The organism is Nocardia araoensis NBRC 100135 (assembly GCF_000308435.1).
GTDB classification, from domain to species: domain Bacteria; phylum Actinomycetota; class Actinomycetes; order Mycobacteriales; family Mycobacteriaceae; genus Nocardia; species Nocardia araoensis.
On record NZ_BAFR01000174.1, the window covers coordinates 40,464 to 62,244 of the forward strand.

At 70.0% G+C, this 21,781-nt stretch carries 22 protein-coding genes; 15 read left to right on the forward strand and 7 right to left on the reverse strand.

Features of this window, described 5'->3' with window-relative positions:
* The first annotated feature begins 46 nt into the window (after positions 1-46).
* Positions 47-1,204, forward strand: coding sequence for an alpha/beta hydrolase family protein (locus ON21_RS24345; protein WP_039801184.1), 1,158 nt, complete (start codon positions 47-49; stop codon positions 1,202-1,204).
* Between the two features lie 59 nt (positions 1,205-1,263).
* Here ON21_RS24345 and ON21_RS24350 read toward each other — a convergent pair whose 3' ends face one another.
* Together ON21_RS24350 and ON21_RS24355 are read right to left on the reverse strand one after the other, a co-directional pair.
* A complete protein-coding gene (locus ON21_RS24350; protein WP_039801186.1) occupies positions 1,264-2,883 on the reverse strand; it encodes an acyl-CoA dehydrogenase family protein in 1,620 nt (539 codons plus the stop codon).
* A complete protein-coding gene (locus tag ON21_RS24355; protein WP_039801188.1) occupies positions 2,870-3,520 on the reverse strand; it encodes a TetR/AcrR family transcriptional regulator in 651 nt (216 codons plus the stop codon). The genes ON21_RS24350 and ON21_RS24355 overlap by 14 nt, the downstream gene beginning before the upstream one ends.
* Positions 3,521-3,573: 53 nt before the next feature.
* Here ON21_RS24355 and ON21_RS24360 point away from each other — a divergent pair, with 53 nt between their 5' ends.
* The 3 genes from ON21_RS24360 to ON21_RS24370 all read left to right on the forward strand — a co-directional run bounded on the left by ON21_RS24360 (position 3,574) and on the right by ON21_RS24370 (position 6,835).
* Positions 3,574-4,347, forward strand: coding sequence for a crotonase/enoyl-CoA hydratase family protein (locus ON21_RS24360; protein ID WP_039801189.1), 774 nt, complete (start codon positions 3,574-3,576; stop codon positions 4,345-4,347).
* Between the two features lie 5 nt (positions 4,348-4,352).
* Entirely contained in the window at positions 4,353-5,594 is a 1,242-nt protein-coding gene (locus tag ON21_RS24365; RefSeq protein WP_039801192.1) for a hypothetical protein, read from the forward strand.
* Between the two features lie 470 nt (positions 5,595-6,064).
* A complete protein-coding gene (locus ON21_RS24370; RefSeq protein ID WP_039801194.1) occupies positions 6,065-6,835 on the forward strand; it encodes an MspA family porin in 771 nt (256 codons plus the stop codon).
* On the opposite strand, the gene ON21_RS24375 is transcribed toward ON21_RS24370, so the two are convergent.
* Positions 6,811-7,530 (reverse strand): TetR/AcrR family transcriptional regulator, encoded by a 720-nt coding sequence (locus ON21_RS24375; RefSeq protein WP_039801197.1) that lies wholly within the window; start codon positions 7,528-7,530, stop codon positions 6,811-6,813. The two genes, ON21_RS24370 and ON21_RS24375, sit on opposite strands and share 25 nt — an antisense overlap.
* 58 nt (positions 7,531-7,588) lie before the next feature.
* On the opposite strand from ON21_RS24375, the gene ON21_RS24380 reads away from it, so the two are divergent.
* Entirely contained in the window at positions 7,589-8,308 is a 720-nt protein-coding gene (locus tag ON21_RS24380; protein WP_063821116.1) for a DUF4386 family protein, read from the forward strand.
* An 82-nt stretch (positions 8,309-8,390) separates the two neighbouring features.
* Here the strand turns inward: ON21_RS24380 and ON21_RS24385 are convergent, their stop codons facing one another.
* Entirely contained in the window at positions 8,391-9,071 is a 681-nt protein-coding gene (locus tag ON21_RS24385; RefSeq protein WP_039801199.1) for a pyridoxamine 5'-phosphate oxidase family protein, read from the reverse strand.
* Between the two features lie 80 nt (positions 9,072-9,151).
* On the opposite strand from ON21_RS24385, the gene pdxR reads away from it, so the two are divergent.
* The 4 genes from pdxR to ON21_RS24405 all read left to right on the forward strand — a co-directional run bounded on the left by pdxR (position 9,152) and on the right by ON21_RS24405 (position 13,893).
* Positions 9,152-10,522: a MocR-like pyridoxine biosynthesis transcription factor PdxR gene (pdxR, locus tag ON21_RS24390; RefSeq protein ID WP_039801201.1), complete on the forward strand. Its 1,371-nt coding sequence runs from the start codon at positions 9,152-9,154 to the stop codon at positions 10,520-10,522.
* A 158-nt stretch (positions 10,523-10,680) separates the two neighbouring features.
* Positions 10,681-10,926, forward strand: a complete 246-nt coding sequence (locus tag ON21_RS24395; protein WP_039801202.1) for a DUF2630 family protein — start codon at positions 10,681-10,683, stop codon at positions 10,924-10,926.
* 8 nt (positions 10,927-10,934) lie between these two features.
* A complete protein-coding gene (locus ON21_RS24400) occupies positions 10,935-12,371 on the forward strand; it encodes a dihydrolipoyl dehydrogenase family protein (RefSeq protein WP_039801204.1) in 1,437 nt (478 codons plus the stop codon).
* A gap of 13 nt (positions 12,372-12,384) precedes the next feature.
* A complete protein-coding gene (locus tag ON21_RS24405; RefSeq protein WP_039801206.1) occupies positions 12,385-13,893 on the forward strand; it encodes a carboxylesterase/lipase family protein in 1,509 nt (502 codons plus the stop codon).
* 9 nt (positions 13,894-13,902) lie between these two features.
* On the opposite strand, the gene ON21_RS24410 is transcribed toward ON21_RS24405, so the two are convergent.
* The gene (locus ON21_RS24410; RefSeq protein ID WP_039801208.1) at positions 13,903-14,772 is read right to left on the reverse strand and encodes an Fpg/Nei family DNA glycosylase; all 870 of its coding nucleotides are present in this window, start codon (positions 14,770-14,772) and stop codon (positions 13,903-13,905) included.
* Between the two features lie 60 nt (positions 14,773-14,832).
* Entirely contained in the window at positions 14,833-15,576 is a 744-nt protein-coding gene (gene cobF, locus ON21_RS24415; protein WP_039801209.1) for a precorrin-6A synthase (deacetylating), read from the reverse strand.
* A 97-nt stretch (positions 15,577-15,673) separates the two neighbouring features.
* Here cobF and ON21_RS24420 point away from each other — a divergent pair, with 97 nt between their 5' ends.
* The 6 genes from ON21_RS24420 (at position 15,674) to ON21_RS24445 (ending at position 20,031) form a co-directional block, all read left to right on the forward strand.
* Positions 15,674-16,501 (forward strand): thymidylate synthase, encoded by an 828-nt coding sequence (locus ON21_RS24420; RefSeq protein ID WP_051021291.1) that lies wholly within the window; start codon positions 15,674-15,676, stop codon positions 16,499-16,501.
* Entirely contained in the window at positions 16,498-16,998 is a 501-nt protein-coding gene (locus tag ON21_RS24425) for a dihydrofolate reductase (RefSeq protein WP_039801212.1), read from the forward strand. Before ON21_RS24420 ends, ON21_RS24425 begins: the two co-directional genes overlap by 4 nt.
* A gap of 173 nt (positions 16,999-17,171) precedes the next feature.
* Complete coding sequence (locus ON21_RS24430; protein ID WP_039801215.1) at positions 17,172-17,498, forward strand: cupin domain-containing protein; 327 nt, start codon at positions 17,172-17,174, stop codon at positions 17,496-17,498.
* Between the two features lie 57 nt (positions 17,499-17,555).
* Entirely contained in the window at positions 17,556-18,614 is a 1,059-nt protein-coding gene (locus ON21_RS24435) for a Dyp-type peroxidase (RefSeq protein ID WP_039801217.1), read from the forward strand.
* Entirely contained in the window at positions 18,611-19,411 is an 801-nt protein-coding gene (locus ON21_RS24440; protein ID WP_039801223.1) for a family 1 encapsulin nanocompartment shell protein, read from the forward strand. Before ON21_RS24435 ends, ON21_RS24440 begins: the two co-directional genes overlap by 4 nt.
* Positions 19,412-19,500: 89 nt before the next feature.
* On the forward strand, positions 19,501-20,031 hold the full coding sequence (locus tag ON21_RS24445) for a hypothetical protein (protein ID WP_039801225.1): 531 nt from the start codon (positions 19,501-19,503) through the stop codon (positions 20,029-20,031).
* Positions 20,032-20,185: 154 nt separating this feature from the next.
* Here ON21_RS24445 and ON21_RS24450 read toward each other — a convergent pair whose 3' ends face one another.
* Positions 20,186-21,679, reverse strand: coding sequence for a peptide deformylase (locus tag ON21_RS24450; protein ID WP_051021292.1), 1,494 nt, complete (start codon positions 21,677-21,679; stop codon positions 20,186-20,188).
* Positions 21,680-21,781 lie beyond the last annotated feature (102 nt).

Genomic DNA, 21,781 nt, shown 5'->3' on the forward strand with positions numbered 1-21,781 from the left:
ATACGTCATCGTGTTGACGTAATCGGATAGACGTAAGGAGACCCCCGTGAAGTTCCTGTTCGATGACGAGTCCTTCGCCTTCGAGGCGCTGCGGACCGCTTGCTTCGCCGAGTTCGGCGGCGCCGATCTCGGGGAGGTTCTGGCCGTCGCGCGCGCCGTTCCCGACGGTGACGAGGAGGCATGGTGCAGACAGTGGACAGCCGCGGGAGACCGGGCGCGCGCGCTCGGGGGCAGACAGGCGCTACTGCGCGCCTCGAACTACTACCGCACCGCCGAGTTCTTCCGCCGCGACGATCCGTTCGGCGATCCGGTCGCGAAGGACCTGTTCGCCCGCGCCCAGGACACCTTCGCCGAAGCCGCCCAGCTCATGGACACGCCGGTGCAGGCAGTGGAGATTCCCTACGAGGACACCCATCTGCCCGGCCTGCTGTTCCTGGCCGACGACTCCGGCACGCCCCGGCCGACCATCATCCTCACCAGCGGCTTCGATTCCCCAGCCGAGGAGGCGTATTTCGCCCTCGCGGCCGCGGCACTGCCGCGCGGCTACAACGTCCTCGCCTACGACGGCCCTGGACAGGGCGCCGCGTTGCGGCATCAGCGATTGTTCTTCCGCCCCGACTGGGAAGCCGTCCTCACCCCGGTCGTGGACTACGCGTTGACGCGAACCGAAGTGGACGCCGAGCACGTCTACCTCTACGGCTACAGCCTCGGCGGCTTCCTGACCCCGCGGGCCGCCGCCTTCGAACACCGCGTCGCCGGGCTCATTCTCGACGGCGGCATCTACAGCTACTACGACGTGAACTTCGCCGGCATCCCGCCCGTCGCCGCCGAGTGGGTCATGGCCGGTCGCGACGACGTCGCGGATCCGGTCGCGCATCTGATGATGGCCAACCACACCGGCACACGGTGGGCGCTGCGCAACGGCCCGTGGTCCTTCGGCACCGACACCATTTCCGAATATCTGCGCCGCACAAAAGAATACACCCTCGACGGCCTCGCAGATCGCATCACGGCGCCCACCCTCATCTTCGCCCCGGACAACGACCACTTCTTCGCAGGCCAGCCCGAACGCCTACACCGCGAATTGACCTGCCCCGCGACGTTGATCCCCCTGCACAGCGCCGATGGCGCCGGGGAGCACTGCGCCTACGGCGCCCGTTCCACCCTGCTCCACCACATGTTCGCCTGGCTCGACACCCTCTGAGGTGGCTGCTCGCCTCCGGGGACCGCCGCACCTGAACGGTCCCCGGTTGCCCGGCAGGCTCAGACGAACGCGCGCTCGATGATCGCGCCGGTGTCGACGCCGGTGGGCAGCGTGCCGAAGGCGATGCCCCAGTCGTCGCCGAGCCGGGTCGCGCAGAAGGCGTCGGCGACGGCGGAGTGACCGTGGCGGACGAGCTGCGCGCCTTGCAGCACCAGCGCCATGAGTTCGACGACCCGCCTCGCGCGGTACTCGATGTCGTTGAGATCCGACAATTCCTTGCCCACCCGGGCGATCGCGTCGTCCAGGCGCGGGTTCTCCCCCTTGGCCAGGGACACTTCGTTGAAGTACGCCTCGACCGTCTCCGGCTGACGCCCCATCGCGCGCAACGCGTCCAGCGCGGCGACGTTGCCCGATCCTTCCCAGATGGACATCAGCGGCGCCTCCCGGTACAGCCGCGGCATGCCGGATTCCTCGGCATATCCGTTGCCGCCGAAGCATTCCAGCGCCTCGGCCGCGTGCGCGGGCGCGCGCTTGCACACCCAGTACTTGGTGACCGCCAGCGCGATGCGCCGCAGCGCGGCCTCGGCGGGATCCGCGCCCGCCCGATCGGTGGCCCCGGCCAGCCGCATCATCACGGTGGTCGCGGCGTCGGACTCGATCACCAGATCGGCGAGCACGTTACGCATGGCGGGCTGGTCGACCAGCTTGGCGCCGAACGCTTCCCGGTGACGCGCGTGGTGCACCGCGTACACCGCGCCCGCCCGCATGCCGGTCGCGGAGCCGATCACGCAGTCCAGCCTGGTCATGTTCACCATCTCGATGATGGTCTTGACGCCTGCGCCTTCCGCGCCCACCAGCCAGCCCGAGGCGTTCTCGTACTCGATCTCCGAGGAGGCGTTGGACTTGTTGCCCAGCTTGTCCTTCAGCCGCTGGATGCGGATGGGGTTGCGCGTGCCGTCGGGCAGCACCCGGGGCAGCAGGAAGCAGGACAGGCCACCGGGCGCCTGCGCCAGCGTGAGGAACATGTCCGACATCGGCGCGGAGGTGAACCATTTGTGGCCGACGATCCGGTAGGAGCCGTCCGGCTGCGGCGTCGCGGTGGTGGTGTTGGCGCGCACGTCCGAGCCGCCCTGCTTCTCGGTCATCGACATGCCCGCGATGAGCCCGGCCTTGGTGGACGGCTCGCGCAATCCGAATTCGTAGACGCGCGAACCGAGCAGCGGTTCGTATTTCGCCGCCAGTTCCCGGTTGTGCCGCAACGCGGGGACGACCGCGTAGGTCATCGAGATCGGGCACATGTGGCCGGCGTCGGCGGCGCCCCAGGTGTAGAACTTCGCCGCGCGCGCCACATGCGCGCCCGGCCGGTCGTCCAGCCACGGGGCGCCGTGCAGCCCGTGCTCGACGGCGACGCGCATCAGGTCGTGCCAGTGCGGGTGGAATTCGACCTCATCGATGCGGTGACCGTAGCGGTCGTGGGTGCGCAGGACCGGCGGGTATTCGTTGGCCAGCCTGCCCCATTCCTGCGCCTGCGCGCCGCCCGCGAGCGCGCCCAGCTCCCGCACTTCGGCCTCGGCCCAGCCCGCCCCTTCCCGGTGCAGGCCCTCGAGCAGCGCCGGATTGCGCGAGACATCGAAGGGCACGATGTCGGGCACCTGGTTGAAGACTTCATGCGTCTGCATCGGACACTCCTGATTCCAGCCGGGCGCAGGCCGCGCCCGGGTCGTCGCGCACGCCCAGCGCGCGCATCGCGAAAGCGGTGAGTTCGGGGACGACGGATTCGCCGTGCGGCGCGTCGGCCAGCGGGCCGACCAGAACCTCGCCGATCGCGCCGACCAACGCGGCCGCGCTGATCCTCGGGTCCTGCGGCGGGATCTCGCCCCGCGCGATGCCCTCGGCCACCGCCGTTTCGAAGGTCTCGGCGAACGCGCGCCGGAAATGCAGGCGTTCGCTGTCCACGGCCGCGTCGACCGGTTCGGCGAGCAGGACGTAGGCCAGGTTCGGGTTCTTCAGCGCGCGGCCCGCGAAGGTCTCCACCGCCGCGGTGACCCGTTCGACGGCCGTTCCGCGCGCGCCCGCCGCGGCCACGGCGGCGACCTCGCGCGCGACCACCTTCCGGAACACCGCACGCACCAAGGCGGCCTTGCCGTCGAAGTTCTTGTAGACGGTGCCGGTGGCCAAGCCCGCCTCGGTCGCGACCGCCGCCATGGACAGCGCGGCATAGCCGCCGCGGGACAGCACCTTCGTCGCGGCCTGCACGATCAGCCCCGCCTGAGCGTCCAGGCGGGCCTGCACGGCGGGAGTTCTGCGGTAGGCCACCCAAGAAGTGAAGCATGAATTCATTTCTTCACACAAGGGTGCTTTTACGGCGTATGTTCGAGCGCGTGACGGTACTCATCGAACGCAACGGCCCCGTGACGACCGTGATCCTGCACCGGCCGGAAGCACGCAACGCGGTGGACGGGCCGACCGCCGCCGCGCTGGCCGACGCATTCCGCGAGTTCGACGCCGACCCCGACGCGGCGGTCGCGGTGCTGTGGGGCGACGGCGGCACGTTCTGCGCGGGCGCCGATCTGAAGGCGCTCGGCACCGAGCGCTCCAACCGGGCCGCCGAGGACGGCGACGGCCCGATGGGGCCGACCAGGATGCGGCTGTCCAAGCCGGTGATCGCCGCGGTCTCCGGCTTCGCGGTGGCCGGCGGGCTGGAACTCGCGCTGTGGTGCGATCTGCGGGTCGCCGAACAGGACAGCACCTTCGGCGTCTTCTGCCGCCGCTGGGGCGTTCCGCTGATCGATGGCGGCACGGTACGGCTGCCGCAGGTCATCGGCATGGGCCGCGCCATGGATCTGGTGCTCACCGGCCGCGCGGTCGGCGCGGACGAGGCGCTGCGGATGGGCTTGGTGAATCGCGTGGTGCCCACCGGCGAAGCTCGCGGCGCCGCGGAGGCGCTGGCCGCGGAACTGGCCGCGCTGCCGCAGACCTGCCTGCGCTCGGACCGCATGTCGATGCTCGAGCAGGAGGGGATGACCGAAGAGTCCGCGCTGCGCAACGAATTCCGCCACGGCCTGACGGCACTGGCCGACGGCGCGCTGGAGGGCGCCCAGCGGTTCGCGGCGGGCGCGGGCCGCCACGGCGCTCACGCCTGAGGCCCATGGGCCGGCTGAGCGTCGTCGACGAGATCTTCTTGCGCAGCCACCGAGGGCTCGGCACGCCGATCGCGTTGCAAGGGCTGTGGCGGACGGCCGACCGGGTCGACCCCGCGCTGCTGGCACGGGTGCACGCGGCGCTGCGCACGGGCCCGTTGGGACGCAGGGTGATGCGCCCGCGTGTGCCGGGCGCTCGCCGGGCCTGGCGACCGAATGTCCGCGCGTATCCGATCGAGCGCGCCGAGGGCGTCGTCCCGGTCGGGGAGTTGCTCGACTGGGCGGACGCGCAGGGCGCCGGGCTCGATCCGGAATACGGTCCCGGGTGGCGGCTTTCGACCGCAGCACTGGACGACGGCGGTTCGGTCGTCTCTCTCACTTGTTCGCACGTACTGGCCGACGGGCGGGCGCTGGTGCTCGCGGTGGACGACGCGCTGGGCGGCGCTCGGGTGCGTTCGGCAGATCTCGATGCGCGGGGATCGGATTGGTCCGACGCCTTGCGCCAATGGTCGATCGTCCTGCGCGGCACCGCGGCGGCGCTGCGGCACGGGATACCGCGGCAACCCGCCGCACCGAGCCGGGACGAGCAGCCGCGCGCGGCGGACGACGCGACGCACAGCGCGATCCTGCGATGCCCCGCCGCGGAGTGGGACCGCGTGGCGGCGCGCGACGGCGGCACGGCCAACAGCCTGTTCATCCACCTCGTCGCGACCGTGCTGCGGGACAGCGGATTTCCCGGTGAGACGATCGAGGCCAGTCTCCCCGTCGACACCCGCGACGAACCCCGGGTCGACAACGACCTCGCCATGACGCGCATCGCGATCACCCGCGCCGACACCCCGGCGACGATCCGCGCACTGGCGCGTTCGGCCTACGAGCACCGCATGTCCGCGCCGAGCGGCATGCCCGAAGAGTTGCTCCAGGTGATCCCGGACCGCTGGGCCTACGCGCTGTCCAAAGGCGCGGGCGAACGAGACATCCTGTGCTCGAACATCGGAACGCTCCCCGCCTCGCTGCTCGAACTCGGCCCGCACCGCTGCACCGGCGTCGCCGCCCGCGCCATCCATCCCGGGCTCACCACCGCGCGCCTGCCCCGCACCCGCCTCTCGGGCTACCTGTGTCGCATCGGCGAGGACTACGTGCTGAGCCTGGTCTCCCTCGATCCGGAGCGGATCGCGTCGGCGGGCGCGTTGCGCGAGCTGGCGGTGCGCGCGGTGCGTTCCGCGGGCTTGCCCGCCGACGTGTGGTGATTCCGGCGGACTCGCACGCCGACGCATGGTGATTCGCCCGGCCGGACGCGCCGAGCCACGGTCGTCTCCACGGGACTACCCGCCGAGCCACGGTCGCGCATAGGATTACCCGCCGCACCACGGTCGCCCACGGGATTACCCGCCGCACCACGGGCATACGCACGGGAGCGCACCCGATCGCCGCGAGTTCACACGACACGCGCAATATTTCGGCGAACGGCCGGGAGTTTCGGCGACCTGGTATGAAATCCGATGGTTTCGCTCGCCGGTCACCGGCAATCGGGGCGAATGCCGACGACGACCGCGATCGGTCGTGTCGGCCGACTCGCCGTGTCGGCGTGATCACCACCGTCGGCCACCCCACCCGTTAAAGTCTGCCGCGTACGCCGAGTGGGGGCCGCGCCGACCCATTCGCCGTACCAGTCCGTTTCGCGCATGAAGTTCCGATTCCATCGATACTCGACTGGAGCATGATGAACCGAAAGCATTCGCGCACTCTCGCCGCGATCGTCGCGGTGGTCATCGCCGCTAACGGCGCTTTCGCTGTTTCCGATTCCGTGGCGAGCGCCGCGCCAGGAGAGATCAATGCCGGCGGGCTGCATCTGATCGCGTCGGCGAACGCCAACAATGTCGTGCCCGCGGGCGGTGACATCGCGCCCGGAGTTCCGTTCGTGCACGCGGTGAAGGTGTCCGGAGACTTCTCGGTGTCCCTCGACGGCCCCTCGGCGCTGCGCAGCGGAGAAATAGCCATCGGATATCTGGTCGGCTGCGCGGTGGACATCTCCAACGGCATCTCGATCGGCATCTCACCCAGCATCGGTGCCGACGTCGGGATCGCGCCCTCCTTCGGCGTGGAGGGCTCCCTCACCTTCGAGCCGCCCTCCCTGCAGATGAACATGCCCGATCAGCAGATGATGATGCCCTCCCTGCAACTGATGGCGCCGCCGAGCGTCACCGTCGGCGCCGCCGTCGCCATCCAGCCCAGCTTCGACGTCGAGGCGGGCGTCGCCGTCGAACTCGCGGTGAATCTGGCCCCCGGTTCGGTCACGGCGGTGGTGATCGGTGCGACGGAAATAGACGGGGAATCGGAATTCCCTTACACCTACGCACACACCAATACACCGTTGAATATCAGCGGCTGCCTTTCACCGGCCTCGGCCATGCCGTTTGTCACCGTACGGGCCGATTCGAAAAGGGCGACAGCGCAAACGACGGGTTACGGCGCAGCGTTCTGGTTCTGACCGTCGCAGCGCACCAATCCGTCCAGTAGCGCGCGCAGTCCCCAGTCGAACTGCGCGTCCGAGATCCACTGCGCCAGAACACCGGCGCTCGCCCTGGTGCGCGGCCACCGATCACCGTCGACGGTGTCGAACGCGGCCGCGCGCCGGGCGATCCGCTCGGATTCCGGTGCCAGCGGGGGCCTTCCGTCGATTTCCGCGACTTCCATGGCGAGCGAGCCGATGACCTGCACCATCACGGCGTAGGCGGCGCGCGCGCAGTCCTGCTCGGGGAGACCGGTCCTGGCCAGGCAGTCCAGCAACGCCTCCCCCACGTCTCGCGCGGCATCGCCGTCCATGGGCGCGCTCATCATCAACCCCGCCACCGCGGGATGCCGCAGCACCTCGGCTCGTAGTCCTCGGGCGAATTCGACGACGGCCGTGCGGGGTTCGACGTCCGGGTCGGCGAGCACGGCGACCGGCACCGCGCCGAGCACCCGTTCGACCACCGCGCGTTCCAGGTCGGCCCGGCTCGCGACGTAGGTGTATACCGCGTTCGGGTTCACTCCCAGGCGGGTCGCGACCGATCGGATCGACACCGCGGCGACACCGCCCTCGTCCATGAGTTCGATCGCGGCATCGACGATCTGCGCGTCGCTGAACGCCCGCCGTTCGGGTCTGGTCCTGCGTTCTCCTGGTGTTGACTTCGCCGCTGCCACGCGGTTGACTGTACCCCGTACAGCTACCTGTACCCCGTACAGTCAGAATTGAGACGCCATGCCCGCACGCCCCTGGCCCGCCATCGCCCTGCTGGTGGCCGCGCCGATCACCCTGAACGTCGCCTTCACCGGACTCGGCTCGGCCTTCGACTATCCCCACGTGCTGCGTGAGCCTGCGGCCGACGTGCTCGCGCTGTTCCGCGACAACCAGACCGCCGTCGTCGCCTGGTTCGTCGTGCTGGCCCTCGCGGCCGCCGCGCTGGCGCCGCTGGCCGTGCTGATCGGCAGGCTGGACCGCTCACCGGCCATGCGCGCGGCCGTCGCGGCGGGCGTGGCGGCCGCCGCGGTGCAGGCGATCGGCTTGCTGCGCTGGCCCGTCGCGGTTCCGGCGCTGGCAGCGCGGGCCGCCGAGGAGGGCGCGGGCTCCTCGGCCGTGCGCACTTTCGAAGCGCTGGGCGCGGTACTCGGCACCGGTCTCGGCGAGACGGCCGGATACACCCTCACCGCCGTGTGGACGGCCCTGGTCGCGATCGCCTTGCGGCACAAAATGCCCACCGCGTGGGCCGCAGTCGGTTACGTCTGCGCCGTCCTGGTGCTCAGCGGAGTTCTCGTCCCCCTCGGCATCCCGCTCATGGCGCAGACCAACTTCGTGGGCTATGTGCTGTGGAGCGTCTGGCTCTTGGCCTTGGCGGCGCTGCTCGCCTACCGCCCCACCGACTCGACGGCAGGCCACGACTCCGCGCCCGCACGGCCGCTGGATGCACCGCGCCCACTCTGACGGGCACGAGAACTCCGGCGGCCGTGCGGGGACGAACTCGCCGCCATCGCCGGACGCGGGCCGTAGCCGGGCGCAGTCGTCGTCACCGGGCGGGGACCGAGCGCTCCAGAACGTCCGCGGGGACCGAGACGCCGGGGTCCAGATCCTCGGAGTCGATCGGGGTGTCCCAGGTCTGGCGCAGCGGGAGGACACCCGCCCACACGCCTCCGTTGTCGATGTCCGAAGGGTCGTCCTTCGGGCCGCCGGCGCGGACCTTCACGGAGGCCTCGGTGAGATCGAGGGCGAGCACCTTCGTGGCGGCGAGTTCCTTCTTGCTCGGGGGCCGCACCCGTGACCACGCGCCGGGCGCCGCGTGTTCGACGATCACGCGCAGCGCGTGCAGGCGCTCGTCGTGCTCGGTCACCTCGCGAGCCCGGCCGAGCACGACCGCGGAACGGTAGTTCATCGAGAAGTGCATGGCCGAACGCGCGTACACCACGCCGTCGACCAAGGTCACCGCCACCGAGATGTCGGCGGCGAGCGCCGCGCGCAGATTGCCCGCGCCGGTGGATCCGTGCAGGTAGAGCGTGTCGCCGTCGCGGCCGTAGGCGGTCGGCAGTACGACCGGCGTGCCGCCGAGCAGCACCCCGAGGTGGCAGATCAGCCCGGCGTCGAGCACCGCGTCCAAGTCGGCGCGATCGGTGCTGGCGCGGTCGGTCAACCGGGTCGGCGTGCTGCGCGGCGTCGGGGAAAGGGGAGTCCGTGGGCTGACTGTTGCGGTCATGAACCCAGCATCGAGCTGCCAATGGCATTATCAAAGTGCCAATTCGACTGATTTTCAGCAGGCCACTATGAGGAGGGACCGTGCTGGATGACCTCCCCCTCGACCTCGATCGCGACCTGGCGCAACCGCTGTCGGTGCAGATCGCGGACCAACTGCGCCACGCGGCGACCAGCGGACCGCTGCGCGGCGGCGACCGGCTGCCGTCCACCCGTGCGCTGGCCGGGCGGCTGGGCGTGAGCCGGACCGTGGTCGCCGCCGCCTACGACCAATTGCACGCGGAAGGCTGGCTCAGCGGCCGACGCGGCTCCGGCACCTACCTGACGACCGCGCCGGCCGCCGCGCCGGCGCGCCTCGATCCCGTGCACGACACGGACACCGCGCCAGAACTGTTCGACCTCGCTCCGGGCGCGCCGTGCGTCGACGCCATCGATCCGGCCGCGTGGCGGCGGGCTTGGCGCGCCGCGGCGGATCATTCTCCGCTCGTGCGCAAAGACCGCGCGGGCGAACCGGAGTTCCGCACGGCGGTCACCGAGCATTTACTGCGCCACCGCGGCATCGGCGCGAGCAGCGACACCGTGCTGCTCGCCACCGCCGGGACCAGCTCGGCTGTCGGAGAACTGGCGGCTGCGCTGCTGCGCCCGGGCGATGCCGTCGCCATGGAGGATCCGGGCTACCAGCGCGCCGCCGGGGCATTCGCGGCGGCCGGTCTCGAGGTCGTTCCCGTCCCCGTCGACGCGCACGGACTGCGCGTCGACCTGCTGCCTTCCCGGATCAAAGCGGTGTATTGCACTCCCGCGCACCAGTTTCCGCTCGGCGCGCGGATGCCCGCGGCGCGGCGGGTCGAGCTGGTCGAGCATGCGCGCCGCCGCGGGATCTTCGTCATCGAAGACGACTACGACGGCGAATTGCGCTACGACACCGCGCCGCTGCCGCTGTTGGCCACCATGGCTCCCGACGTGGTCGTCCACTTGGGCACGATGAGCAAGATCCTGTCCCCCAGCCTCGGCGTCGGCTGGTTGCTGGCCGCTCCGGAGATCGCCGCGGCGGTGCTCGACCACCGCGAGCGCACCGGCACCGGCCCCAGTCCGGCGGGCCAGCGCGTGCTGGTCGCCTTCGCCGCGCACGGTGATCTGGCCCGGCACCTGCGCAGGCTGCGTCGCGCGCTGCCGCCGCGCCGGGCGCTGGTGGTGACCGAGCTGCGCCGCCGCGGACTCGACGTGCTCGGCGACGACGCGGGTTCGCACGTGGTCGTGCCGGTGGAGTCTGCCGAAGCCGAGCGGCGGGTGGTCGCGGAAGGCCTTGCCCGTGGTGTCGCGCTCGATGGCCTGGCCAGACACCACCTCGGATCCCGCCGCAGCCACTTCGGCGTCGCTCTCGGCTACACGGCGCTGCCCTGGCCGGAACTCGCCACGGCCGTCCCGCGGGCCGCCGCGTGCCTCGCCCAGCCGTAGCATGGTCGGCACGAGCGGTCAGGCTCGGAGGCGGTAGCGCAGCGTGACCACGTAGGGTCCCGCACATCCCGGAATCGGATCGGCACGAGCGATCGGGCCCGGAGGCGGTAGCGCAGCGTGACCACGCAGGGCCCCGCACATGCCGGAAAGGACAGAGCATGACCGAGCAGGACATCTTGGCGCGTATCAAGGAGCTGGTCGACCAGGAGCACGAGCTGCGCTCCCAGGCCACCCGCGGCGAATTGGACCCGAAGGCCGAACGCCAGCGCCTGGCCGAACTGGAAGTGATGCTGGATCAGGCCTGGGACCTGCTGCGTCATCGCCGGGCGCGGATCGACCAGGGCCAGTCCCCTGACGCGGCCCAGGCCAATCCGGTGTCGCAGGTCGAGGGCTACCTCCAGTAGGCGCGGCGATGTCGAGCACACCGACCGACTACGACGTCATCGTGATCGGCGGCGGACCCGCCGGCGAGAACGCCGCCGCCTACGCCGTCGCGGGCAGCGATCGCACGGCCGCCATCGTGGAACGTGAACTCGTCGGCGGCGAATGTTCCTATTGGGCCTGCATCCCCAGCAAAGCGCTGTTGCGGCCGGGCCACGTGCTCGCGGCCGCGCGGGCGATGCCGGGGATTTCGGCCACCGGCCTCGACGTCGAGGCGGTACTGCGGCGGCGCGACGCCTTCGTGCACGACCATGACGATTCCTCCCAGGTCGACTGGGCGCGGGGCAACCGCATCGACGTGGTGCGCGGCACCGGACGCCTGACCGGCACGCGCTCGGTCGAGGTCGACGGGCGGCAGCTGCGCGCCCGGCATGCCGTGGTGCTGGCCACCGGCACCACCGCGAACGTGCCCGACGTGCCCGGCCTTCGCGCCGCGCTGCCGTGGATTTCCCGCGACGCTACCAACCTGCACGAGGTCCCGCGCCGGGTCGCCGTGGTCGGCGGCGGCGTGGTGGCCTGCGAGGCGGCGACTTGGCTGGCCGCGCTCGGGGCCGAAGTCACCCTGCTGGTACGCGGCTCGGCACTGCTGGCCGCGAACGAGCCGTTCGCGGGCGAACGGGTGGCGGCGGCGCTGACCGGCGCGGGCGTGCGAGTGCGCTTCCGCACCGAGCCCACCGCCGTCGAACGCCCGGCCGCGAAGGACACCGGTGAAGGTCGGATCCACGGCGGTCCCGTGACGGTCCAGCTGCGCGGTCCCGAGGGCGAATCGATGCTGGAGGTGGACGAGATCGTGGTGGCGGCCGGACGCGCGCCCGCCACGGAAGGGCTGGGCCTGGACACGGTAGGGCTGTCCGACGGTTACGTCGCGGTCGACGACCACCTCACGGCGCGCGATGTCGACGGCGAGTGGCTGTATGTGGTCGGCGACCTCAACCACCGCGCCGCACTGACACACATGGGCAAGTACCAGGGCCGGGTGTGCGGCGACGTGATCGCGGCGCGGGCCGAGGGCAAGCCGCTGGCGGATCCGCGGTTCGTGGCGAGTTCCGATCACGGCAAGGTGCCGCAGGTGGTGTTCACCGCACCCGAGGTCGCGTCGGTCGGCCTGACCGAAGCCGCGGCCAGGGACGCGGGGCGCTCGGTGGAGACCGTCGAACTCGATATCGACGTGGCCGGGTCGGCGCTGTCCCGCGACGACTACGCGGGCCATGCGAAACTGGTGATCGACAGCGCCACCGACACATTGGTCGGCGCCACCTTCGTCGGCCCCGAGGTCGGCGAGCAACTGCACGCGGCGACGATCGCGGTGGTCGGCAGGGTGCCGCTGTCCGCTCTCTGGCACGCCGTGCCTGCCTACCCGGCGGTCAGCGAGTTCTGGTTGCGCCTGTTGGAGGCGCGGCGCGCGTAGCTACCATTCGAAGATGGTGGCAACAACGGATATCGCGACCGCCGACGGCATCGTCCGCGGTCGCCGGGGCCGCCGCGTCCTGCGCTGGCGGTCCATTCCCTACGCGGCTCCTCCGCTCGGGGACCTGCGGTTTCGCGCTCCACAGCCGGTCGAACCATGGTCCGGCGTGCGGGCCGCGACGGACTTCACCTCCGCGGCGATGCAACATCGTTCCGGCGCCCGGATCGGGCCGCGCGCCTACCAGCCGACCAGCGAGGACGCGCTGACACTCAATGTCACCGCGCCCGCGACGCCGGCGGCGGGGCCTCGTCCGGTACTGGTGTTCATCCACGGCGGCGGCTATCTCATCGGGACTTCCGCGCTCGGGCTGTACTCCGGCGCGCGGTTGGCGCTGCGCGGCGACGTGGTGGTGGTCTCGCTGAACTACCGGCTTGGCGCGTTCGGCTATGTCGACTTCAGCGAGTTCGGCACCGCGCAAGAACCGTTCGACTCCAACCTCGGCTTGCGCGATCAGCTCGCCGCATTGGAGTGGGTGCGCACCAATATCGCGGCCTTCGGCGGCGATCCCGGCAATGTGACGATCTTCGGCGAATCGGCCGGCGCGCACGCCGTACTCGGCCTGCTGGCCACCCCGGCGTCCAAAGGCCTGTTCCACCGAGCCATTTCCCAGAGCCCGCCCGCCGACTGGGCGGTGACCGCCGAGGAAGCCCGCGGCTTCGCGCGCCGCTGTGTGGCCGCGCTGGGCGCAACGCCGGACACCGCGCACACCGCCCTGCGCACCGCGGGCGCGAACGACATCCGCCGTGCGGTCGATCGCACCATCGCACAGGTGATACGGGAGCAGCCCGGCGCTTTTCCGGTGTGCCCTGTGGTGGACGGCGAGTTCCTGCCGGTTTCCCCGGTCGACGCGATCACCGACGGCTCCGCGCACCGGGTGCCGCTGATCATCGGCACCAACCGCGACGAGGGCACGCTGTTCGCCAGGTTCGCCGACGAACTGCCCACCACCCCGGACCGGCTGCGCTCGGCGCTCGGTAACTCCACCGAGGCCGAGTCCAGGATCAAGGCGGCGTATCCCGGCTATCCCCAGCCGAAGGCCGCGGTGCGGGCGGGCGGCGACTACACCTTCTGGCGTCCTTCGGTGACGGTCATGGAAGGTCACAGCAGGCACGCGCCGACCTACGCCTACCGTTACGACTTCGCCCCGCGCGCCCTGCAACTCGCCGGGATCGGCGCCACGCACGCGACCGATCTCATTCCGGTCTTCGGCGTGACCGATACTCCTATCGGCCGGGCCTTCACCGCCGCGGGCGGTAGGCGCGGACTGCGGGCGGTCACCGATCAGTTCCAGGACAACTGGCTGGCTTTCGCGCGCACCGGAGCTCCGCTGCCGTCCTGGCCCGCTTATACGGAGGCCCGCAGGTCCACCCTGATCATCGACTACCCCACGCGCGTGGAACACGACCCGGACCGGGAGAAACGACTCGCCTGGCAGGGCGTGCGGGTCCCGACGCTGACCTGAGCCGGGCAGCTACTTCAGCAAGCGCGACATCCGCCGGTCCGCGAGGACCTTGCCACCGGTCTGACAGGTGGGGCAGTACTGGAAGGACCGTTCGGCGTAGGAGACCTCGCGGACCGTGTCGCCGCAGACCGGGCAGGGTTGCCCGGTCCTGGCGTGCACCCGCATACCGGAGCGCTTCTCGCCTTTGAGGCGAGCGGCGTCCTGGCCGACCGAGCGTTGCACCGCGTCGGTGAGCACCGTGCGCATGGCGGTGTACAGCTCGGCCACCTTGTCGGCCGGGAGGGTCTTGGTGTTCGCGAACGGCGAGATCCGCGCGGTGTGCAGGATCTCGTCGGAGTAGGCGTTACCGACGCCCGCCAGCAGCGCTTGGTCCACGAGCGCGGTCTTGATCCGCTGGGAGGTGCCGTGCAGGATGTCGGCGAACTGCGCCTCGGTCACCTCCAGCGCGTCGGGTCCGAGTCGCGCGATGCCGGGCACCGCCTTCGGGTCCGCCACCACGTACACCGCGAGCCGCTTCTTCGTGCCCGCCTCGGTGAGGTCGAACGCGGGCGTCGCCCCTTCGGGCGTGAAGAAGTGCACCCGCAATGCCAGCGGGCTCTTGCCGCCCGGCTTGGGCGGCGTGGGACTCGGGTCGTCGATCCAGCGCAGCCATCCACCGCGCGACAGGTGCGTGACCAGCCACAACCCGTCGCATTCCAATCCGAGGAATTTGCCCCAGCGGCCCGCGCCGGTGACGTCTCGACCCGACAGTGCGGTGACCGGGGGCTCGAACGTCTTGACGGCGCTCAGCGCGGCCACGTCGACACGGCCGACGACGGCGCCGACCGCATGCTCCCGAAGGAACTGAGCCAACGCCTCCACTTCCGGTAGCTCGGGCACGGGGTTCAGACTACCCAGCCCTACCGACAACCTGCCGGTTCTCGCGCGGAAGCGGGCCGCTCACCTCCCCCGGCGCAGCAAATAGATATCCATGATCCAGCCCTTCCGGTCGCGCAGCTCGGCGCGACGCCGGACGATCTGCTCCCCCACCTCGGCCAGCGGCCCCTCGATCAACGTCTCGTCCGGCATGCCGAGGTAGGCGCCCCACCAGATGTGCACGTCCGCGTCCGGGATCGCGGTGAACGAGCAGTCGCCGTCCAACATCACCAGCGCGTTCTCGGCACCGAGTCCCTCCTCGCGCAGACGGCGGCCGGTGGTGATGCGCACCGGTTCGCCGATGCCGTGCAGCACGATCCGATGCCGCGCGGCCAGTGCCTGCGCGCTGGTGATGCCGGGAACGACCTCGTAGTCGAAACTCACCACGCCCCGGGCGAGCACCCGCTCGATCATCCGCAGCGTGCTGTCATACAGCGCGGGATCACCCCAGACCAGGATGCCGCCGACGCCGTCGGCCGCGGCGAACGCCGATTCCAGCACCGCCGAGCGGCGATCGTGCCAGTCGTCGACCACGTCCAGGTAATCGGCGGGGGTGCGGTCCCGCGGCGGGTCGGCGATCGGCACGATCCGGTACGGCCGATCCATGTGCTCGGCCAGGATCGCCGTCCGCACGTCGACCAGTTCCCGCTTGGCCTCGCCCTTGCCGATGACGAAGAACGTCTCGACCTGCCGCATCGCCTTGACCGCCTGCACGGTGACCTGGTCGGGGTCGCCCGCACCGATGCCGATCACGTAGAGCTTGCGCATGGGCTCGAGCTTGCCAGGGCCGCGGCGGACCGCGTGGTTCGGGACGCGCCCGATCGGCTCGCCGAGTGTTCGAGCGCGAAGACTAGAGTTGCCAGACGTGGCTCATGACGCGCTCGCTCCGGCATCGGCTCCCGACACCCAGTACGAGGACCTGTTGCGGCTGGTGCTGGCGTCCGGCACGAAGAAAGCCGATCGCACCGGCACCGGAACGCGCAGCATCTTCGGCCACCAATTGCGCTACGACCTCGCGGCGGGCTTCCCGCTGATCACCACGAAGAAGGTGCATCTCAAGTCGATCGTCTACGAGTTGCTGTGGTTTCTGCGCGGCGACTCCAACATCGGCTGGCTGCGCGAGCACGGCGTCTCCATCTGGGACGAATGGGCGGACGCGCACGGCGAACTCGGCCCGGTCTACGGCGTGCAGTGGCGGTCGTGGCCCGCGCCGGACGGAACGCACATCGACCAGATCTCCCAGGTGCTGCACACGCTGCGCACCGACCCCGACTCCCGGCGCATCATCGTCTCGGCGTGGAACGTCGCCGACCTGGACAAGATGGCGCTCGCGCCCTGCCACGCGTTCTTCCAGTTCCACGTGGCCGACGGGAAACTGTCCTGCCAGCTCTACCAGCGCAGCGCCGACCTGTTCCTCGGCGTGCCGTTCAACATCGCCAGCTACGCCCTGCTGACCCACATGATCGCCCAGCAGACCGAGCTGACGCCCGGTGACTTCATCTGGACCGGCGGGGACTGCCACATCTACGACAACCACCTCGATCAGGTCGCCGAGCAGCTCGGCCGCGACCCCTACCCGTTCCCCACGCTGCGGCTGCATCCCGCTCCGACGCTGTTCGACTACCGCTACGAGGACGTGGAGGTAGTCGGCTACCGGCACCATCCGGCCATCAAGGCCCCGGTGGCGGTGTGAGCGAACGGACGGTCGGGCTGATCTGGGCGCAGACCCTGGACGGGGTGATCGGATCCGGCAACGCCATCCCTTGGCGGCTGCCCGAGGACATGGCGCACTTCAAGGACGTCACTTGGGGACACCCGGTGGTGATGGGCCGACGGACCTGGGATTCGCTGCCGCCGCGGTTCCGGCCGCTGGCCGGGCGGCGCAACATCGTGGTGACCAGACAGCCGGACTGGTCGGCCGAAGGGGCCGAGCGGGCGTCGTCGGTGCCGGAGGCGCTGGCCAGGTGCGCTCCGGACGCGGTCTGGGTGGCCGGTGGCGGCGAGATCTACCGCGCCGCGCTCGAGTTCGCGACCGACCTGCGCGTCACCGAGATCGATACCGCGGTCGATGGCGATGCCTTCGCGCCGTCGATCGGACCGGAGTGGCGGCCCGACCACCCGGAGCCGTGGCGCACCTCGGAGACCGGGCTGCGCTTCCGCATCCGGCACTACACCCGGCGGTCCGCTTAACGCGCCACGCCGAACGCCGCCCACACCGGCGGGGCCGGTGAAACCCGGCCCGCGCCGCGGCGGACTCGGGCATACTCCTCGATATGCGGGCGGCCGGACCCGCGTCCGGTCGAACGCCTCGAGCCGTTGCCAGCAGCCCGGCATCGGCTGTGATGCTCTGCGAAAGGCGGTCCATGGAAAAGAAATCGCTGACTGCGGTAGCGCGCCAGCAACTGAAGCTGGCCGCCCTCGCCACGAGCGGGCGCAGTTCACAGACAATCTATGGCGGCCACACGCATACGCTGCGGCAAACGGTGGTCGGCCTGATCGCCGGGCACAGCCTGGCCGAACACGACAACACCGGCGAGTCCACGTTGCAGGTGCTCAGCGGCACGCTGGTGCTGCTCAGCGGCGCCAACGAATGGAAAGGCTCCGAAGGCGACCTGATCGTGGTGCCCAAGGCGCGCCACAGCGTCAAGGCGATCGATGACGTCGCGTTCCTGCTGACGGTGGCGATGTAGCCACCACGATGCGGGTCCGCGCTCCGGCCGGACCGGCCGGGCACTAGGGTGTCGATCATGGGTGAGCCGCAGCCGATCCTCGAACCGCTCACACCGTCCGCGATCTTCTTGGTCGCCACGATCGACGAGGGTGGCGAGGCGACGGTCCGCGACCTGCTCGCCGACATCACCGGCCTGCGCCGCTCGGTGGGCTTCCGCCTGCCGGGCGCGAACCTCACCTGCGTCACGTCGATCGGCTCCGACGCCTGGGACCGACTGTTCGCCGGGCCGAAACCGGCTGAGCTGCATCCATTCCCCGGTTACGTCGGCGAACGCCACACCGCGCCCGCCACTCCCGGCGACCTGCTGTTCCACATCAAGGCCGAGGTGCAGGACGCCTGCTTCGAGCTGGCCATGGCGATCGCCGACCGGTTGGCCGGTGCGGGGACGATCATCGACGAGACCGTCGGCTTCCGCTACTTCGAGCAGCGCGATCTGCTCGGTTTCGTGGACGGCACGGAGAATCCGGAAGGTCGCGCGGCCTACGCGGCGGCGCTGGTGGGCGACGAGGACCCGGAGTTCACCGGCGGCAGCTACGTGATCGTGCAGAAGTACACGCATCCACTGACGGACTGGCGCGCGCTGACGGTGGAAGAGCAGGAGCGCGTCATCGGCCGCACCAAACTGGACGACTTCGAACTCCCCGACGAGGTCAAGCCCGCCGACTCGCACGTCGAGGTCAACACGCTGATCGATCCCGACGGCACCGAACGCCAGATCCTGCGCGGCAACATGCCCTTCGGCAGCGTGCGCGAGGGCGTGTTCGGCACCTACTACATCGCCTACGCGGCCACACCGAGCGTCACCGAACGCATGCTCACCCGCATGTTCCTCGGCACCGACGAGGCGGCTTACGACCGCATCCTGGATTTCTCCGTCGCCCACACCGGCACCTCGTTCTTCGCACCCACCGTCGATTTCCTCGACGATCTGCCGCCCGCGCCGTGGGAGGCGGCGGAATCCGCGGTGTCCGTGGACACCGACGGCGCTGGTCCCGCAGATCTGCCCGGCATCGCCGCGCCCGCGGGCGACGGCGCCCTCGGTATCGGCTCGTTGAAAAGGAGCATCCGGTCATGAACAACCTCCATCGCGAACTAGCGCCGATCACGTCCGAGGCGTGGGCTGCCATCGAGGAGGAGGCGACGCGCACGTTCAAGCGGCACATCGCGGGCCGGCGCGTCGTCGACCTGTCCGGTCCGCACGGCGTCGACTACTCCGCGGTGGGCACGGGGCACACCACGCCGATCGACGCACCGGACGCGGGGGTGTTCGCCCGTCAGCGAGTGGTGGCGCCGCTGGTCGAACTGCGCGTGCCGTTCACGCTCGACCGCGAGGAACTCGACAACGTGGAGCGCGGCGCGCAGGACGCCGACCTGGACCCGGTGAAGGACGCCGCGAAGAAGATGGCGTTCGCCGAGGACCGGGCGATCTTCGAGGGTTATCCGACCGCGCAGATCACCGGCATCCGCGCGAGTTCGTCCAACGATCCGATCACGCTGCCCAGCGACACCAGGCTGGTCCCCGAGTCGATCGCGCAGGCGTTGACCGCGCTGCGGCTGGCCGGTGTCGACGGGCCGTACTCGGTGCTGCTCAGCGCCGATCTGTACACCGCGGTCAGCGAGACCTCCGACCACGGCCACATGATCCGCACGCATATCGAGCGCTTGATCCCGGAAGGGGAGATCATCTGGGCGCCCGCCATCGACGGTGCGATCGTGCTCACCACCCGCGGCGGCGACTTCGATCTGCGCATCGGCCAGGACCTGTCCATCGGCTACCTGTCGCACGACAGCACGTCGGTGCAGCTGTACTTCCAGCAGAGCCTGACGTTCCTGGTGTACACGGCCGAGGCCGCGGTCCCGCTGACCCTCTGAGCACCGGTCACATCTGGGAACGGCCAGGTGCGCGGCCGGAACGCGAAACGGTACGGTGGCCGGATATGCGCCATGAACAGGTAGGTGAGATGACAACGGTGCGGGCGGGTGTCGTTCCGACGCAGCGCGCCGTGTTCTACAGCGTGCTCGGCGTTCTGGCGACCGTCACGATCTGTGGTTCGTTCGTCGCCGCGTTCGGGGTGAACCGGGTGTTCACCGGCCTACTGGCCGGAGCGGTCGTCGGCATCGCGGTACTGACCGCCCTGTTCACCCGGGACGCCGTCGTGCTCACCGATCACGCCATCTACCGGCGCAAGCCGTGGACGGTCTCCAGTATTTCGTGGGACCGGGTGGTGGCCGGGCGCTTCACGCTCGACGAGCGCGCCCGGTGGTCACTGGCGCTGGACCTCTCCGGCGGCGACGAACCGCACGGCGAACTGGTGCTGCTGTCCATTCCCCCGGTGGTCCGCCCGGTCGCGGGAGCGTACGACCTGCGCAAACGCGACCAGGTGACGGAGATCCGGGCGATACTGCGGCGCAAGCGGATTCCGGTGACCGTGTTGCCGCAGATCGCGGGCGCGTTGCAGGAGCATTGGCAGATCGCGCCGCCGACGCACTGAGGGGCGCGACCGCTTGATAGAGGCGGAACTTCCAATACCTCCGGCGCACCGCCCTTTACGCCCCCGCCCGAGCCGAGTTCGTTCCCTCCGCCATTGGGGCGCCGGGGCGGTGAAAACCAGGTTCAGTTAGTGGTGGAAGGTTTATCCATCCGCGTCAGTAGGTCCAGTTCGTGCCGGTGCCTCGGTACTGCTCCACGGAGATGGGCTCGGCACCAGGCTTCATGTGATCGAGGTAGAGCCGTCCGTGCAAGTGGTCCACCTCGTGGGCGACCAGGCGCGCGACGCCGCGATCGAACACGGTGATCCGGGTGTTGCCGTCGATATCGGTGTGCTCTACGTGGATCGTCAACGGGCGCGGTACCCGCCCGCGCAGGTCGAAGAAGCTCAAGCATCCTTCGTATTGTTCGTCTTCCCCGCTGGTTTCGACGATGCGTGGGTTGAACAGCGTGATGGTATCTCCGTTGGGGGTTCGCACGATCGCTGCGGCACGGCTGATGCCGATCTGGGGCGCGGCGATGCCCATCCCCTTGCCGAATACGTGAGCCTGGGCTACACGTTCGGCGGCTGAATTCAGTTCGGCCACGACGCGGCGCGCGTCTTCGGCTTCGGCCGGCAGGTCGAACGGGCGCGCGACCTGGCGCAGGATCTCGTCACCTTCCTGCGCGATGCCCAGTCCAGCCATGATCTTGCTCGGTGGGGTGCGTTCGTCATCGCTGCGTCCGCGGAAGTCCCATTCGAGGCGGTAACGCGCATGCAGCGGCGGATCGTCGGTGGACCAGGCGTAGATGTGCCGTTCCCGGTCGACCTGCTGGGAAATGGGCGTGCGGAACGGCTGACCTTCGGCCGCCATCGAGGTCTGGAGCCCCCAAACCGAGGGCTCGAGCGCGGCGGGGAAGTCCAACCGCACCGACAGGCGGTTGGTGGGTAGGCGGACCGCGCGCTGAAACCAGTTGCCCCAGTGCGCCTCTGAGACGGTGTAGTCGTACTCGATCCAGCAGGCATGGCCGGGGTAGAGCGGGAAGTGGCGGCCACCATCGAGTTCGCTGAACATCAGCCAGACTTCCTTGAACGCATCGCGGTCATGGTGGGCGGTCCAGGCCATGGGCTCGGCGCGGTGTTCGCCGTGCCAGGCATGCAAGTCGATCTCATCCCAGGTCAGTGGGTGTTCCTGATAAAGCTGGTTGGATCGCTCGGGGTCGCCGGGGTAGCGGTCGACCGAGATCCGGATCAGGTAGCGGGTGATCGGTTCGGAGCCGCCGTTGATCAGGCGCCGCCGTTGGCGCAGCCGGTAGGTGTGCCCGTCGAAGGACAAGCTCGCATCGTCGTGATCAACCACCAGTGACCCGGCAGCGTCGCTGAGATCGACAGCGGCCGGACGGGTGACGGCGGAGCGGGAGGCGCGGAACTCCTCGAACGCGGCCCGCAGTGCCCCACCGGCTTGAAGGGCCGACTCGGCGCAGGCGGCGAACTCTCGGGATGGCTTCTCGGTGCCGGATTCGATCTTGGACACATACGGGCGGCTGTAGCCGAGTTTGGCGGCCAGTGCCCGGCGTGACAGGCCACGGACATCGCGCCAGCGGCGCAACTCGAGCGCGAAGGCATTGACCTGCGTCACGGCATTGTCGGGCGAGGTTTCGGCCGGGGTCACTGTCGGTGCTCCTGTTCGCGCAGGGTGTGCATGTGCGTGAGTACCCCGTGAGTATGCGCCCACTCTGACGAAACACCCTGCATCCGTGGGGAAATTGCACAC